Source organism: Sphaerisporangium sp. NPDC051011 (genome assembly GCF_040653595.1).
Classification (GTDB): Bacteria; Actinomycetota; Actinomycetes; order Streptosporangiales; family Streptosporangiaceae; genus Sphaerisporangium.
In genome coordinates this window covers 1-15,684 of sequence record NZ_JBFAGG010000024.1, presented here as the reverse complement: position 1 = coordinate 15,684, position 15,684 = coordinate 1, and the positions used below count along the sequence as shown (strand labels likewise).

Genomic DNA, 15,684 nt, shown 5'->3' with positions numbered 1-15,684 from the left:
GGGGTGTTCCCGCCGAGACGACGAGTTTCGTGGGGCGGCAGGCCGAGGTCGCCCAGGTGGTCCGGACGCTGGACCGGGCGCGTTCGGTCACCCTGACGGGGGTCGGGGGAGTCGGCAAGACGCGGCTCGCCCTGCGCGTGGCGCGGGTTCTTCAGCCGTCCTTCCCTGACGGGGTGTGGTTCGTCGAGCTGTCCTCGCTGCGCGAGCCGGAGCTGCTCGGGAACGCCGTCTGCTCCGTCCTGCGCGTGGCGCAGCGGGTGGGGCGGACGCAGATCGAGGTCCTCGCCGAGTTCCTGGAGCCGCGCCGCGCGCTGCTCGTCCTGGACACCTGCGAGCACCTGGCGGACGAGTGCGCCGCGCTGGTGGACACGCTCCTGGAGGCCGCCCCGGGGCTGCGGGTGGTGGCGACGAGCAGGCGCGTGCTGGGCATCGACGGCGAGTGGTGCATCCAGGTCGAACCCCTGCCCGTCGAGGAGCCCGCGAAGGAGCCGGCCGAGCGGCCTTCCGGTGTGACCGGAAAGGCCGCCGCGGGGGGCGGCGCGGTGGCGCTGTTCGTGGACCGGGCGGGCACGCTGGTGCCCGGGTTCGCGGCGACGCCGGAGGTCGCGGTGATCTGCAGGCGGCTGGACGGCATCCCGCTGGCCATCGAACTGGCGGCGGTGCGGCTGCGCACGCTGTCGGTCGAGCAGATCATGCGCCGCATCGACGACCGCTTCGGCCTGCTGCTGGGCGGCGACCCCGCGGGCCAGCCCCGCCACCGGACGCTGCGCACGGCCATCGGCTGGAGCCACGAGCTGTGCGAGCCGCTGGAACGCCTGCTGTGGGCCCGCCTCGCGGTCTTCGCCGGCGATTTCGACCTGGAGGCGGCGCGGGCCGTCTGCGCAGACCCCGGCTCGGGCGCCGGTCTCCGCCGTGACCAGGTCGAGTCCCTGCTGTACGCGCTGGTGGACAAGTCGATCGTGCGCCGCGACGACACCGGCGAGGGCGTCCGCTTCCACATGCTCGACACGCTGCGCGACTACGGCGCCGAGTGGCTGCGCGAGCTCGGCCAGGAGGAGCGGACGCGGCGCCGCCACCGCGACCACTACCTGGACCTGGCCCGGCGGTTCGACGCCGAGTGGTTCGGCGCCGACCAGGTCGCCTGGTACGTCCGCATGCGGCGTGAGCTGCCCAACCTGCGCTCGGCGCTGGAATTCTGCCTCGGTGACGCCCAGGCCGAGCACCCCGTGGGCCTGGACCTCGCCGGGCGGCTGACGTACTTCTGGATCGGCTGTGGATTCGTCGCCGAGGGCCGCCACTACCTGGGCCGGGCCCTCGCCCTGTGCCACGCGCCGGGCGCGAACCGGTCGCGGGCGCTGTGGGCGTGCGCCTGGCTGGCGGACTTCCAGGGCGACCTGGAGGAGGCCAACGACCTCGCCACCGAGTGCATGTTCCAGGCGTTCTCCGGGGGCCACCGCGCGGCGGCCGGATGGGGGACGATCTGCTGCGCCAACACCGGCCTGCACTGGGGGTACCTCAACGAGGTGCTGCCGATGTACGAGCGGGCGCGCCGCGCGCACGAGCAGGGCGGCGACCCGGGGGCGGGCGTGGCGTACGCGCTGCTCGGGGAGGCGTACGTGCTGCGCCGTCTCGGCAGGCACGAGCAGGCGCTGGCGTGCCTGCGCCGGCAGCGGCGGCTGTGCGACGCCTACGGGGACATCTGGCTGCGGTCCTCCGGCGACTTGGTGCGCACCCTGATCGAGATCGACCGGGGGGACATGCGGACGGCCGACCGCTACGCCCACGCGTCCCTGCGCGCCAAGCGGGTGCTGCACGACAGCTTCGGCATGGCGGCGGCGGTCAAGGGCCTGGCCGGGACGGCGGCGGGTCTCGGCGACATGGAGCGCGCGGCCCGGCTGCTCGGCATCGGCGACCTGGTCGAGCGCTCCTTCGGCGTCCGCCTCGGCCTGCCCCACCCGAACGGGGCCGGCGAGCAGGCCGAGGCGCGGGCGAGGAAGGCCCTCGGGGAGCGGAGGTTCCGGGACGCCGTCACCCGAGGGCGGGAGCTGGAGCTGGAAAGCGCGCTCTCCTACGCGCTCACGGGCGGCGAGGACGCTGAGGGCGCGGCATGAGCCAGTCCACACGGTGTTGACACAAATGCCAAAAATGACATTATTCAGCCATGCGAGAGGAAGCACAGCGGCTGCTGCTGATCCAGGATGACTTCGAGCGCTTCCGCGCCGCCACGCGCATGCTCGTGGACCTGGACGATCTCATCCTGGAGATCTCCCGCGTCAGGAACGAGAGCGCCTCCCGCATGCAGATCAGCACGATCAGCGCGGCGGCCCCCCAGCCGCCCTCGGACGAGGCCCTGCCCGAGGACGCCCGCGCCGTCCTGGAATGCGTGCGCAGGATGGGGGCCGAGCGTTTCCGCAGGCGGGAGGTGTTCCGCCGCCTCGCGCGGCGCTTCAAGACCGTCGCCGCGATGGTCCCCGCGCTGGACCTGCTGGAGTCGGCCGGCTATATCCGCAAGGTCGGCCGGGGCGCCGAGTCCGGCCAGCCGGGGCGCCGCCGCTCGCCGGAGTACGAGATCCGCCTCTAGCCCCGGCCCGGGACGCCGACCGGCCGCCGCGCCTGCCCTGCCCTGCATCCGCGCAGGTCAGGGGGCAGATACTGGAACCAGGACCACTTCGCCGGGTTCCGGGGGGCACCAATGGCGATCGCGACGATCAACCCCGCGACGGGGGAGACGCTGAAGACCTTCGAGCCGATGGACGACCGCGAGCTGGACCGGCGGCTCGCGCTCGCTGCGGCCGAGTTCGAGCGGTACCGCTCGACCGGCTTCGCGCGGCGCGCGGAATGGATGCTGAGCGCCGCCCGCCTGATGGACGAGGAGACCGAGCAACTCGCGCGGCTCATGACCACCGAGATGGGCAAACCGCTGGCCCAGGCACGGGCGGAGACGGCCAAATGCGTCCAGGGCATGCGGTTCTACGCCGAGCACGCCGAGGAGTTCCTGGCGCCGGAGCCCGCCGACGCGGCCGCCGTGAACGCCCGGCGCGCCGAGGTCCGGTACCGGCCGCTCGGGCCGGTGCTGGCGGTCATGCCGTGGAACTTCCCGTGCTGGCAGGTGATCCGATTCGCCGCGCCCGCCCTGATGGCGGGCAACGTGGGGCTGCTGAAGCACGCCTCCAACGTGCCGCAGACCGCGCTGTACCTGGGCGAGCTGTTCGCCCGCGCGGGCTTCCCCGCCGGCTGCTTCCAGACCCTGCTGATCGAGTCCGGCCGCGTCGAGGACGTGCTCCGGGACGCGCGGGTGGTCGCGGCCACGCTGACCGGCTCGGAGGCCGCGGGCGCGTCGGTGGCGTCCGTCGCGGGCGGCGAGGTCAAGAAGACCGTGCTTGAACTGGGCGGATCCGACCCCTATGTCGTGATGCCGTCCGCCGACGTCGCCGCGGCGGCCGGGACCGGGGTGACCGCGCGCGTCCAGAACAACGGGCAGTCCTGCATCGCCGCGAAGCGGTTCATCGTCCACGACCAGGTGTACGACGAGTTCACCGAGCGGTTCGTGGAGGGCATGCGGGCGCTGCGCCTCGGCGACCCGATGGACGAGGCCACCGACGTCGGGCCGCTCGCCACGCAGCGGGGCCGCGACGACGTCGAGCGCCTGGTCGCCGACGCCGCCGGGCGGGGCGCCCACGTCCTGTGCGGGGGCGTGACGCCGTCCCGGACCGGCTGGTACTTCGAGCCGACCGTCCTCACCGGCATCCGTCCCGGCATGCGCATGTTCGAGGAGGAGGTGTTCGGGCCGGTCGCCCAGCTCTACCGCGTGAACGACGCCGCCGAGGCGATCGCCCTGGCCAACGCGACGCGGTTCGGTCTCGGCGCCGGCGTCTGGACCACCGACCCGGCCGAGCAGGAGTACTTCGCCGGCGAGCTGGACGCGGGACTGGTCTTCGTCAACGGCATGGTCAGGTCGTACCCCGAGCTGCCCTTCGGCGGCGTGAAGCGCTCCGGCTACGGCCGCGAACTGTCCGTCCAGGGAATCCGGGAGTTCTGCGACGTGAAGAGCGTCTGGATCGGATAGGCCGGCGCTTGTGGCGCTCTCTCCGTTCGGGGCCGGTCAGGCGGACTGGCGGCGTACCAGGCGCGCGGGGACGATCGTCTCCGACGACGGGCCCGTGATCGCGCCCGACAGCCGGTCGAGCAGGATGCGCCCGCAGGCCTGGCCGATCCTCCTCGCCGGGTTCGCCATCGTCGTGAGCTGAGGCGAGACGAGCGTCGCCGCCTCGATGTCGTCGAACCCCATGATGGCGAGGTCGCCGGGCACGTCGAGCCCGCGCCGCCGGGCCGCGTCCAGCGCGCCGATCGCCATGACGTCGTTCGCGCACAGCACCGCGCGCGGCGGCCGCGGCAGGTCGAGCAGGCGCAGCGTGCCCGCCGTGCCGCCCGCGCGGCTGAAGTGCGTGTGCACGATGAGGCCCGGCTCGGGCCTGAACCCGCGGCGGGCCAGCGTCGCGAGGTGGCCGGTGACCCGTTCGGCCGCCGGGCCATCGGCCTGGGGGCCGCAGACGAAACCGATGCGGTCGTAGCCCTGGTCGAGCAGGTATCCGGTCGCCTCGGCCGCGCCGCCCTCGTCGTCGCTGTGCACGAGATCCACCCCCGGCTGGACGAGCCTGCCGCCGAGACGCACCACCGGGATGCCCATGTCGATGGCGGGCCGCAGGTCGCCGGCGTGGGTGTGGAAGACGGCGAAGGCGATGCCGTCGACCTGCCGGGCGATCATCTGCTCCAGCGCGAAACGCTCCAGCTCGCGCTCGCCGTCGGTGTTGGTGATGATCTCGTGGTACCCGGCCGGGCCGAGGACGTCCTGCACGCCGCGCGCGAGCATCGGATAGAACGGGTTGGTGATGTCCGGGATGATCAGGCCGATGGTCTGGCTCCTGGCCGTGCGCAGGCCCCGGGCCAGGACGTTCGGACGGTACCCGAGCTGCTCGATGGCGTCGAGGACGCGTTTGCGGGTCGCGGCCGACACCGGCCGGTGCCCGTTGAGCGTGTGGGAGACGGTCGACGCGCTGACCCCGGCCAGCTCGGCGACCCTTCCGATGCTGGGCCGACGGCCGCGGGAAGGCACGGGTGACCTCCTTCACCGGCTTCACCGGCCGCCGCGCTCGGCGAAGCCACCACGGTGATCGTACCGCGCCGAATCATCTGTATTCCGGCGTGCCTTATCGGCCCTGGCCCGGGCAGCACTGACCCTGGCCGGGCCGCAGGCCCCGTCCTTGACGGGAGGTCGGTGCCGCCTATTGCGTTGTCACCACCGAGTGGTAGTCCCCGGCCGAGATCTGAGCCACCCAGTTCAGCCCAGGCAAGGCCCACGGGGTGGTGCGGTTGGTGAAGGTGCCGTCGCCGAGTTGCCCGTAGTAGTTGTAGCCCCAGGCGACCATGCTGCCGTCCGAGCGCAGCGCGAGGCTGTGGTAGCCGCCGCCGGCGATCCGGGTCACCCCGTTCAACCCGGTCACCTGCACGGGGGTGGTGCGGTTGGCGGTGGTGCCGTCGCCGAGCTGCCCATTGGCGTTGTAGCCCCAGGCCACCATGGTGCTGTTCGAGCGCACCGCGAGGCCGTGGCGAGCGCCGGCGGCGATCTGGGTCGCACCGGTCACCCCCGTGACCTCCACGGGGGTGGTGCGGTTGGCGGTGGTGCCGTCGCCGAGCTCACCGTCACCGTTGTAGCCCCAGGCCGCGATGGTGCCGTCCGAGCGCAGCGCGATGCTGTGGTAGTAGCCGCTCGCGATCTGGGTGACTCCGGTCAACCCGGTCACCTGCACGGGGGTCGTTCGGTCGCTGGTGGTGCCGTCGCCCAGCTCACCGTAGCCGTTGCGACCCCACGCCACCACGCTGCCGTCCGAGCGTACCGCGAGGCTGTGGTAGCCGCCCGTGGCGATCTGGGTCACTCCGGTCAACCCGGGCACCTTCACAGGGGTGGTGCGGTTGGTGGTGGTGCCGTCGCCCAGCTCACCGTAGGTGTTCTCGCCCCAGGCCCACACCGTGCCGTCCGCGCGCAACGCCAGGCTGTCATGGTAGCCCGCGGCGATCTTCACGATGCCGCTCAGGGCGTTCACCTGCACGGGTGACGGGCTCGCCGTCGTCGTCCCGTTGCCCAGCTCTCCCTTGCCGTTGTCCCCCCACGCCCACACGGTGCCGTCCGAGCGCAGCGCCAGACTGTGGTAGGCGCCGCCCGCGACCTGGGTCACGTGGCTCAGCGGGGTCACAGCGACCGGGGAGGAGTTGTAGACCGTCGTCGAGCCGTTGCCCAACTGCCCGTATCCACCCTGCCCCCACGCGTACGAGGTGCCGACGGCGGCCGCGGCCGGCCCGACGGGACCCAGCGTCGCCGCGGCGGCGGTCACGGTGGCCAGCACCGTGGCGACGGCCGCGGCGCACACTCGAGCGCCGGGCACCCGCCTTCTCGGCCGTCCTTCGCGCGCCGGGGCGGCGTGAGGGGAGTCGGGCGTCAGTTCAGTCATGCGATGTGTCCTTAGAGATCAGCGCAGCCGATGTCGTTCGCTGCGGTCAGTGCTCGTCGTTCGCCGGCCGGGCCTCTCACGCCCGGCGCGTTGGGGTACGGGATCGGATCCCCTGCCGATGCCCGGGGCCGACGGACAAGGCAGGCGGCCGGGCCGTTTCGGATGGAGACGATTGTGCGAACCGGTCAGCCGCATGACCTATGACGCCTTTGGGTGATCTGTGGTTTACGTGACCGATGCGCAGATGATCACGGTCCGCATGCGCGTCGTCAGATCAGGGCAGAGATCACCTGCGGGGGGACGGACGGCTCCGGTCGCCCCGCCTCGGGGACAGGGGGTCACGATGGCGCACAGGCCGTCCGCGAACGGCGCCGCACGGAAGGGGGTCGCCCTTCCCGGGATCGTCCTCGGCGTGGGGCTCGGCGGCTTCGTCGACGGCATCCTGCTGCACCAGGTGCTCCAGTGGCACCACATGCTGAGCAGCACGGACGCAGACAACATCGGGGTGCGGTACTACTCGCCCGACACCCTCCCCGGCCTGCGGATGAACACCCTGTGGGACGGGCTGTTCCACGTCGTCACCTGGCTCGCCGTGCTGGCCGGCCTCGGCCTGCTGTACTCGCGCGTCACCCACTCGCGCGGCCGGGTCTGGCGGTCGCGGGTGCTGTGGGGGTGGGGGCTGGTCGGCTGGGGGCTGTTCAACCTGGTCGAAGGCATCGTCGACCATCAGATCCTGGGCATCCACCACGTTCGCACGGGGCCGTACCAGGGCTGGTGGGACGCCGGGTTCCTGATCTTCGGTGCCCTGCTGGTGGCGGGAGGGTGGCTGCTCCAGCGCGGCGCCGCGCCGGTCGGCCTGTGCGACAACGCGCGCGTGTCGGCGTCGTCCACCGCGTTCGGGGCCTGACCGTGCACGGGACGCACGACGGCGGGACGTGGGCGTCCGCGTGCGCGGTGGCGGCGCTCCTCGCCGTCTACCTCCTGGCGGCCTCGGCCCGGCGGCGCGAGGCGCGCGGCTGGAGCGGGTGGCGCACGGCGGCCTTCGCGACCGGCGCGGCGCTGCTCGCGGCGGGGCTGTCGCCCCCGGTGGCCGCACTCGGGCACGACCTGCGCGGGCACATGCTCCAGCACCTGCTGATCGGCATGCTGGCCCCCGTCGGCCTGGTGCTCGGGGCGCCGGTGACGCTGCTCCTGCGGACGCTCCCGCCCCCGGGCAGGCGGGCCCTGGGCCGGGCACTCGCGAGCCGGGCCGCGCACGTCCTCACCGGACCCTGGGTGGCGCTCGTCCTCAGCGTCGGCGGCATGGCCGCCCTGTACTGCACGCCGCTGTACGGACTGGTGACCGGGGACCCGGCCCTCTGCCACCTGCTGCACGCCCACTTCCTGCTCGCCGGGTGCCTGTTCGCCTGGGCCATGGCGGGCCCCGACCCTGCGCCGCGCCGTCCCTCGGTGCCGCACCGCCTGGTCGTCCTCGGCGTGGCCGTGGCCGCGCACGCGACGGTGGCGCAGCTCATGTACGCCGGGCTGCTCACCGGCCTCACCGCCCCCGGGCGCGAGTTGCGCGGCGCGGCGGAGCTCATGTACTACGGCGGGGACGCCGCCGAAGTGCTGCTGGCCCTGGCCATGGTCACCACCTGGCGCCCGTCCCGCCGCCGCGCCCCGGCCCTCCAGGCATCCTGACCCCGGGCGCGGTGGGCATGGGAGGCGCCGCGCCGACCTGCTACGCCGTCCTGCCGGGCGAGGTGCCGTACGTGGAGCCGCGCGACATACGCGAGATCGCCGAGGAAGAGCGTTGTCCGGTCTGGACACACCACACGCGAGCGAGCAGGGCGGACGGTAGCGTACGGGTTATGACCGGCATATCCCGGCAGGCCCGGCAGTGGCGGGTCCGGCGTGATTTCACCGCACTGAAGTGGACCGCCGCCGCCGCGTTCTGCGTGCTCGGGTTCGTCTCCGGCGACATCCGCGGCATGATCCTCTGCGTGGGCGGGGCCCTGCTGCTCGGCGGGTTCGCCCTGTACGACGTGGTGGCCCCGGTGCGGCTGGCGGCCGACGACCAGGGGCTCACGGTGGTGACCGGCCTCGCCCGGCGCCGCCGCATCCTGTGGCCCGAGATCACCAACATCCGGGTCGCCGAGAACACGCGGTACGGCATGCGATGGAGCCTGCTGGAAATCGAGACGCCCGAAAGCCTGCACCTGTTCAGCTCGTTCGAACTGGGCATGTCCTGCATGGAAGCCGCCGACCAGCTATACCGCCTCCGCCCCGCCTGACTCCGTCACCCCGCGGAGCCTGGAAACGGCCCTCGCTCCTGGCGATGTCCTCGCTATCCCGTCGCCCACCCGATCTGTATCGCCGGCAATGGCAATCGCGGCCGCTCGCCGGCGCTTCTCGGGGAATGACGATCGCGCCGCCGCGCAGCCGAGACCGGCGGCCGCTGCGCGACGGCGCGAGGAGGTTACGCGGAGATCACCGCACGACGCGGAAGGCCTTGCTGGCGACGGCCTTGCCGTGCACCGTCGCGACCACCGTGTGGGTGCCGGGAAGCGTCGAGGCGGGGATCGTCACGACGAGGCTGACCTTGCCCTTCGCGTCGGCGGTGGCGGTGCCGAGCGGGACCGGCGTGGTGTCCAGCTGGAAGGACACCTTGTCATTGGGCATGAAGCCGGATCCGTGGATCTCGACCTGGCCGCCCGCGACGTGCTTACCGGAGACCGCGATCTTCTCGGGGCTCATGTTCGGCGCCGTGCAGCCGTCGGCGCAGATGCGGAAGGTGCTGAGGACGGCCTTGTGATCGCTCGGCCAGACGGCGTCCGGCGTGAAGATCACGTCGTCGCTGTCGTCGGCGACACCCACGTTGCGCACGACCGTCTTCTGCGGGCCGACCAGCTGTGAGGAGGTCAGCGCGATGTTGTCGCCGGGCGCGTAGAAGATGTAGTCGATCCGGTCGCGCTCGTCGGCCTTCGGGGCCCAGGTGGTCTGCGCGATCGGGTTGTAGGCCGGCCACGTGATGCCGGGGTTGCGCACCGGGTCCGGGTGCTCGACGCGGAAGGAGTCCAGCAGCCCGCCGTCGAGCAGGGTCTTGGTGGTCTGCCAGGGCACGACGGTGCCGCGGTGGTCGAAGAGGTCCTTGGTCGCCTCGGTCCAGTCCTGGACCGAGGGTTCGTTGAAGTCGCCGCCGACGAGGACCGGACGGCCCTTCTCCTGCTCGATCGCCGCATCGGCGAGCACCTGCTCGGCGCTCTGGATACGACCGGACTGGGCGTTCATGTCGAGGATCGTCTTCACATCGGTGACCGGGGCGGGGAGCTCACCCCAGCCCTTCCAGGCCTGAGGCCAGTTGCCGACGGCGCCGGGGCCGTAGGCGCGCGGGAGATACTCGGAGTACCAGCGGTACTCGAGGTGTCCTCCGTAGACGGCGACCTCGGTGCCGTTCACATCGAGGATCGCCTTGGTCCAGCGCCCGCCGACCGTGGTGCTCGCGAGGATCGGGTAGCGGGAGATGATGCCCGTGTCCGTCGCGGTCAGCTGCTGGTAGCCGAGGATCGCGGCGATCTGCGCCGGTGCGTTGTTCTTCTCCGGGAGGAAGGCGACGTCGGTATCGGTCTGCTGGATGATCTTGGCGACCTCACCGGGGCCGTTCGGGATCCCCGAGGCGCCGTTCCAGAGGTTGAAGCTCAGCACGTTCAGCTCGCTCACCCCGCCGACGGCCGGCTTCGGAGGAGTTGAGGAGGCGATGTTCAGGTCGATGGGACCGGCGACCGCGGACGCGGGAACAGCGCCGAGCAGGGTACCGACGATCGTGGAGACGGCGAGCAGTGCGGCGGCCGGGCGGCCGGCGGCACGGCGCCAGCGCCTGCCTCTGGGTTCGAGGGGCGCAGGCGAAAGAGGGGCGTGCATGGGGTCCTTCCAGGATAATCGAGGCAAATTGCCTCCTCGACGTTCCCACGACTCTCACGCCCATCACGCCGAGGGTCTCGAACCTTCACGACCTGTTCGCCGTGGCCTGCACCGACGTCACCAATCGGCAATGAAAAGGAGATCCGATTGGGTAGCCTGATGTGGTAATGATGCTGAACAAGGACATGACGCTGTGCATCTCGCTGTCCGCGCAACCGAGCAACAACGGCACGCGCTCCCATAACCGTCTCTACGAGGAGCTCGGGCTCAACCGGATCACAAGGCCCTCGCCCCCACCGATCTCGCGCAGGCGATCGCTGGCGTCCGCGGGCTTGGGCTCCGCGGTGTCAATGCCGTACAAGGAGGACGTGATTGCCCTGGCGGATCAGATGGACCCGTCCGCGACGGCAATCGACTCCGTGAACGACGACGGTGTGCTCGCCGCATACAACACCGACTACTCGGCGATCGCCCCTTCCCCAAGCGTGACACCTCCTGGCACGGTCGTTCCAAGACCGAAGGCGGCGTGGTTGCCGGCCTCGCTGAAGTAGATCGCGATCTGATCACTGGCGGGGGCGGGACCGCAGGGGCTCCGTCAGCGCCGCGGCTGGACGCGTCGGCTACAGATCATCCGGCAGTAGCCGGAAGGCCTTGTCCGGGGTGAGTGGACGCACAGCGCGAAAATCGCGCCGGTCCAGCGTCAAGACAGCGTCGGTGCGATAGTCGGCCGCGAGCGCGACGTTCACCGCGTCCGCGAGGGGACCTCGCCGTCGAGTGTCCTGCGTCTGAAGTTCGGCCGGTAAATCCAGCGCGTCTTCTACACCGCGCCGCGCCGACACCCCTGCCGGTTTCGAGTTGGTGTGCGACGGCGGCGAGCGCCTGCGGGTAGGTGGTCCGGGCCATGGCCCGCGCCGACCGGATCACGGTGTGCGCGGGCCGTTGCCGCACTCTGTCACCCCGCCCAGCCCTGGAACGGCCCTCGCTCCTGGCGATGTCCTCGCTCCGCTCGGACTGTGTTTAGGGCTGCCGTTGCTCTGGAACCGACGCGCGGTCGAAGGCGAGGTCATGCTTCACCGCCCATTTGGCCCACACGACCGTGCCGGGCCGTCCGTCCCGGGAGATGATGCCGAACTCGCCGGCCAGGGCCTCCACGATCGCGAGTCCGCGCCCACGGACGGCATCCAGCCCCACGTCGAGTTGCCGAGGACGTCCCGTGCCGTGATCGGTGACGCGTAGGCACAGCGCACCGCGTGTCCGCCACAGGGAAAGCCGGATCGGTGGCCCGCCGTGCGCGACGGCATTGCCGAGAAGCTCCCCGGCCACCAGCACGACGTCATCGGCGAGTTCTGCGAGACCCCAGGAGGTGAGGGCCTCCTGGACCCGATGCCGGACGCCGCACACCGCCGCCAGGTCGTAGGGAATGTCCCAGGCGGCCGAGTGCAGCCTGCCAGGAATCGTGATCATCTGCTCTACTCCAAGACGGGGTTCAGGGGTCTTCCGTTGATCACTCGCTGCCCCCGAAGGGTCCTCGCTCCGCCTGCGGAAAGAGGCCCCGCTGGCCTCGTGGGAACGGGCCTCGCTCCGCTCGGGCTGTGTTTTTCGAGGGCTGCCGCTGCTTCGGCACTCTTTATGACCCCACGTTGAAGTCGTGTTCCGCTGTTCATAAGGCCAAAATGGCCTCGTCAGACCCTTTGGTCGTCATGATGGCGGTCGCCTTGAGGGCCGTCCGGCTCGTCCCGGTATTCCAGCCAGGCCAGCACCAGACACACGACGGTGAACAAGCCGGCGACCACCAGCGCCGTGACATCACCGCTGGTGAGCCCCTGAGCTGAGGGCATGGGCGCCTTCCTTCTAAGTTTTCTGTGCCGACCACGCGAATGAGCGACACATGGCGTCGGCTGGTATCGGTAACGCGGCGGGCCTGGTCTTGATGGCTCAGGCCCACCGCGCGTCTAACGCGCCCAGGTGTGGCTCATGCCGCCCAGGACTGCCGTGAGCCCGTCGATGGTCCCGCGCCAGACTGCGACGGCATCGCACCCACCTCGGCCTCCCGCATCTGCGCACGCAAATCGACGGCGTCGCGCGCATCGACGATCAGTGGCTCGGAGTACCACGCGGCGATGGCGTAGAACCGGCGGCTCCACACCCCATACATCACATGCCACCCCGGTTCCAACTGATCGAGCTGAGCAGCCGCCGCCCTCTTGTCCTCGTCCCACCGCCCGGGAAGCACCTCACCGACCGGAGTACCCGGCACATGCCGCCCTGCCACCCGGCTCACGCCGGGACCCCATACATGTACGTCCGGTCCGATACCAGATGCTCGCCAACGCAGCGCGGCGGGTAGCCCGGCGCGACGGCTGAGAGGGGATGTGTGCTCCTGGTCATGCGGGGATCGGTGAGCATGAGGACCATCGCTGGGTGAGCAGGAGCCGTCGGGGACGACGCGCACAGGCCGAGGCGCCGCCGGACGGCCTGCCATCGGATTTGAATAGGTCTAGCCTTTTGCACGGGTCAGGAGGACCTTCCTGATCAAGGAACCCGTACGGCGTTGACGGCGCCTACGGGTTCCGCCTTCTGGACGCCTCCCATCTCAACTCTGCGTAACCACTCCACACCAGAGGGCGATGGGGGAAACTAGAGGAAGGTGATCCCGGACCTCAAGGTGTGTTCATGCCCGAGCGCTCTCCCCTGGCCGCACGGCTCAGAATCAGCGGCTCAGACTGGGCTGGTCGCAAAAAGATCTTGCCAAGGCGATCGCGGAAGCAGCCGGCGAGGTCAACGTCAGCATGCCCGAGCGGGCATCCCTCCTTCGGTCGATACGAAACTGGGAGGCGGGGAAGTATTCCCCGCGCCACCCGTACCCGATGTTGTACGCCCGTGCGCTGGGGGTGGATGCGGCCGAATTGTTCAGTGACGACTTCGATGGGGGAGGTGCATCAGGTTCCGAGCGGTGCGCTGACGAAGTGGTCGCCGGCCTGCCAGCCCTAAGCAGCGCTCAATTCGGCGAGCTCATGGAACATCTACGTGAGCAGTGGCATTCGCTCGTCAAGCTCGACAACCTTCTCGGTCCCCGGTACACCCTCGCGTCCGTACGCACACAGATATCTCTCCTGGAGACTCTTCTCGGCCCGACACGTGGTAAGGATCGTGCTGACGTGCTGAGGCTGGCCGCCCAGTACGCCGAATCTGCGGCCTGGCTCTATGAGGATGCCGGTGAGATCGATCAGGCACAGCGGTGGACCGACCGAGCCACGGTGTGGGCGAGCGAGATCGACGATCATTTGATGCTGGCTTGGACGATGTTCCGCCGTAGCCAACTCGCCGTGGCCGAGGGCCACGCCGGGAACGCCATTGGGCTCGCGGGTGCCGCCGGGCGGCTGAGCATGGAGCTTCCCGCGCCGATGCGCGCAGCCATCGTCCAGCAACAGGCACAGGGATATGCGTTGGACGCGGAGGAAGTGCGATGCCAGACCTTGCTGGATGAGGCGCAGACTTGGGCGGCTTCGGTCAGCGATGACGGCGATGCGCGAAGCGGGCACGGCTCCTTCTGCACGCATGCCTATATCGAGATCCAGAGAGCGCACTGCTGGTTCCGGCTGAAGCAGCCGGCCCGGGCCATCGCCGTCTACCAGACGGCTCTTCCGGCTCTCCCACAGGTGTATCTCCGAGACCGCGGAATGGCCATCGCCCGGTTGGCGGAGGCGTACGCGGTGGCACGAGAGCCCGAGCAGGCGGCCGTTACCGCGAATGAGGCCCTGGGGATAGCCCAAGGCACCGGCTCGACAAGGATCCTGAAAGTGGTCGGGTCGGTTGACAGGACGCTCGGTTTCTACCGCTCGCTGCCTGCGGTCGCCGACCTCCACACGGCACTGACCGAGCCCTCCACGGTCTGATGGCTACCTCCACTGAAATTCAGGCCATGCGCCGGGCGATCGCGCTTTCCGCTCATGGGCTGGGGACGGCCAGCCCGAATCCTCCCGTGGGGTGCGTCATCCTCAATCGTCAAGGTCGGCTCGTGGGTGAGGGATACCACCAGAAGAAGGGCGACGCGCACGCCGAGGGCAACGCCCTGCGTGCTGCTGGTGCCTCCGCCCGTGGTGCGACCGCTGTCGTCACTCTTGAACCCTGCAACCACGTGGGGCGTGCTCCAGCCTGCCGCGAACTGCTGATCAATGCCGGCGTCTCGCGTGTGGTGGTCGCTTTGATCGACCCCACGTCTCGCGGCAGCGGTGGCGTGGCCGAGCTGCGCAAGGCCGGAGTGGAGGTCGAGACGGGCGTGTTGGCGGAGGAGGCCGGTGTCGTTCTGGGGCCATGGCTCACCGCTCTGAGAACAGGCACGCCCGCCGTCACGTGGACGTACCTGGTATCCGGATCGAATTCCGATGAGATACCGCATCTCGACCGGGTCCGGCGTGGCTACGACGCGGTGCTTTTTCCTGACGGCCGTTTCGAGGAGGGCATCAGAGGTGGCCACGGTACGGACACATTCGCTTTGCCACCCCACGCCGTGGACCTTGGCTCGGCGGACTTGCTCAAATCCCTTTATGCCGGTGGTGTCCGCTCTCTGCTGCTCGCAGGCCGAAGCAACCCGCTGATGGAGAGGCTTGCTGCCGCGGGGCTGATCGACGAAATCTTCGCCTACCTCCCTGACAACGGCCCTTCGTCTGGCGCTGCCGAGGACTGGACCCTCATCCCGATCGACTTCAAGGTAATCGAAATCCATCGGGTCCAGGATCACGTACGCGTACGAGCGCTACGTCGCCAGGCATAAGATTCTCGCAGGACTCATCGGAGAAGCTTCTAGCGGGGGCGCTGCTACAGGCGCCAGAACTGCACTTTGTACTCTTCGAGTTCAGATGGGCTGGACAAGCTCCCGGAATGTGTAGCGACCGATCTGAAACTCGCTCGCACATGCCATTCTTGGAGACCCGCCTGTAGATCCAGAATCAGATGGGATGGCCGACCCGAGGTTTCTGCAAGCTGTATTCTACCCGAACTAAGTAGCATCCTAGCGATGATGTTCTTATGCCACTCTACCCCGTCATCATCCGGAGCTTCATCCCACAATTCAAGATGCACCGTAGCAACATGCCGCGGATACACACTGAATATGAACGCGAGATTGGCGGCAGCCGCGAACCAATTTTCTGCATTCACTTGTGCTGCAACATCCTCAAACCGGCTCTTCGATCTTGAGGGGGAAGTTCGTGGGCGTGGCCTGATAGGCGAGAGCCCGCAGCCCCGTAACACTGGCTGTTGATCAAGGACAGTTAGT

General features: G+C 69.8%; 16 protein-coding genes. 9 read left to right on the top strand and 7 right to left on the bottom strand.

The window, feature by feature from the left end; translation table 11 throughout:
* Positions 1–29 precede the first annotated feature (29 nt).
* From AB0H21_RS37245 to AB0H21_RS37235, 3 genes are all read left to right on the top strand, one after another.
* A complete protein-coding gene (locus tag AB0H21_RS37245; RefSeq protein WP_358526243.1) occupies positions 30–2,111 on the top strand; it encodes an ATPase in 2,082 nt (693 codons plus the stop codon).
* A 50-nt stretch (positions 2,112–2,161) separates the two neighbouring features.
* The gene (locus tag AB0H21_RS37240; protein ID WP_358526241.1) at positions 2,162–2,581 is read left to right on the top strand and encodes a hypothetical protein; all 420 of its coding nucleotides are present in this window, start codon (positions 2,162–2,164) and stop codon (positions 2,579–2,581) included.
* A 111-nt stretch (positions 2,582–2,692) separates the two neighbouring features.
* Positions 2,693–4,066 (top strand): NADP-dependent succinic semialdehyde dehydrogenase, encoded by a 1,374-nt coding sequence (locus AB0H21_RS37235; RefSeq protein WP_358526239.1) that lies wholly within the window; start codon positions 2,693–2,695, stop codon positions 4,064–4,066.
* 36 nt (positions 4,067–4,102) lie between these two features.
* On the opposite strand, the gene AB0H21_RS37230 is transcribed toward AB0H21_RS37235, so the two are convergent.
* Positions 4,103–5,113, bottom strand: a complete 1,011-nt coding sequence (locus tag AB0H21_RS37230; protein WP_358526237.1) for a LacI family DNA-binding transcriptional regulator — start codon at positions 5,111–5,113, stop codon at positions 4,103–4,105.
* Positions 5,114–5,282: 169 nt separating this feature from the next.
* Positions 5,283–6,506, bottom strand: coding sequence for a chromosome condensation regulator RCC1 (locus tag AB0H21_RS37225; protein ID WP_358526235.1), 1,224 nt, complete (start codon positions 6,504–6,506; stop codon positions 5,283–5,285).
* Between the two features lie 343 nt (positions 6,507–6,849).
* On the opposite strand from AB0H21_RS37225, the gene AB0H21_RS37220 reads away from it, so the two are divergent.
* From AB0H21_RS37220 to AB0H21_RS37210, 3 genes are all read left to right on the top strand, one after another.
* Positions 6,850–7,413: a DUF2243 domain-containing protein gene (locus AB0H21_RS37220; RefSeq protein WP_358526233.1), complete on the top strand. Its 564-nt coding sequence runs from the start codon at positions 6,850–6,852 to the stop codon at positions 7,411–7,413.
* Positions 7,365–8,186, top strand: coding sequence for a cytochrome c oxidase assembly protein (locus AB0H21_RS37215; protein WP_358526231.1), 822 nt, complete (start codon positions 7,365–7,367; stop codon positions 8,184–8,186). Before AB0H21_RS37220 ends, AB0H21_RS37215 begins: the two co-directional genes overlap by 49 nt.
* A 170-nt stretch (positions 8,187–8,356) precedes the next feature.
* Complete coding sequence (locus AB0H21_RS37210; RefSeq protein ID WP_358526229.1) at positions 8,357–8,779, top strand: PH domain-containing protein; 423 nt, start codon at positions 8,357–8,359, stop codon at positions 8,777–8,779.
* A gap of 196 nt (positions 8,780–8,975) precedes the next feature.
* Here AB0H21_RS37210 and AB0H21_RS37205 read toward each other — a convergent pair whose 3' ends face one another.
* A complete protein-coding gene (locus AB0H21_RS37205) occupies positions 8,976–10,406 on the bottom strand; it encodes an endonuclease/exonuclease/phosphatase family protein (RefSeq protein ID WP_358526227.1) in 1,431 nt (476 codons plus the stop codon).
* Between the two features lie 167 nt (positions 10,407–10,573).
* Here AB0H21_RS37205 and AB0H21_RS37200 point away from each other — a divergent pair, with 167 nt between their 5' ends.
* The gene (locus AB0H21_RS37200) at positions 10,574–10,957 is read left to right on the top strand and encodes a hypothetical protein (protein ID WP_358526226.1); all 384 of its coding nucleotides are present in this window, start codon (positions 10,574–10,576) and stop codon (positions 10,955–10,957) included.
* 69 nt (positions 10,958–11,026) lie between these two features.
* On the opposite strand, the gene AB0H21_RS37195 is transcribed toward AB0H21_RS37200, so the two are convergent.
* The 4 genes from AB0H21_RS37195 to AB0H21_RS37180 form a co-directional block, all read right to left on the bottom strand.
* On the bottom strand, positions 11,027–11,152 hold the full coding sequence (locus AB0H21_RS37195; protein WP_358526224.1) for a hypothetical protein: 126 nt from the start codon (positions 11,150–11,152) through the stop codon (positions 11,027–11,029).
* A 271-nt stretch (positions 11,153–11,423) separates the two neighbouring features.
* Positions 11,424–11,870 (bottom strand): ATP-binding protein, encoded by a 447-nt coding sequence (locus tag AB0H21_RS37190; protein WP_358526222.1) that lies wholly within the window; start codon positions 11,868–11,870, stop codon positions 11,424–11,426.
* A 218-nt stretch (positions 11,871–12,088) separates the two neighbouring features.
* The gene (locus tag AB0H21_RS37185; RefSeq protein WP_358526220.1) at positions 12,089–12,244 is read right to left on the bottom strand and encodes a hypothetical protein; all 156 of its coding nucleotides are present in this window, start codon (positions 12,242–12,244) and stop codon (positions 12,089–12,091) included.
* A 134-nt stretch (positions 12,245–12,378) separates the two neighbouring features.
* A complete protein-coding gene (locus AB0H21_RS37180; protein WP_358526218.1) occupies positions 12,379–12,687 on the bottom strand; it encodes a hypothetical protein in 309 nt (102 codons plus the stop codon).
* 586 nt (positions 12,688–13,273) lie between these two features.
* Between AB0H21_RS37180 and AB0H21_RS37175 the strand changes: the two genes are divergently transcribed.
* Together AB0H21_RS37175 and ribD are read left to right on the top strand one after the other, a co-directional pair.
* A complete protein-coding gene (locus tag AB0H21_RS37175) occupies positions 13,274–14,302 on the top strand; it encodes a hypothetical protein (protein ID WP_358526216.1) in 1,029 nt (342 codons plus the stop codon).
* Positions 14,303–14,328: 26 nt separating this feature from the next.
* A complete protein-coding gene (ribD, locus tag AB0H21_RS37170; protein WP_358526214.1) occupies positions 14,329–15,180 on the top strand; it encodes a bifunctional diaminohydroxyphosphoribosylaminopyrimidine deaminase/5-amino-6-(5-phosphoribosylamino)uracil reductase RibD in 852 nt (283 codons plus the stop codon).
* Positions 15,181–15,684 lie beyond the last annotated feature (504 nt).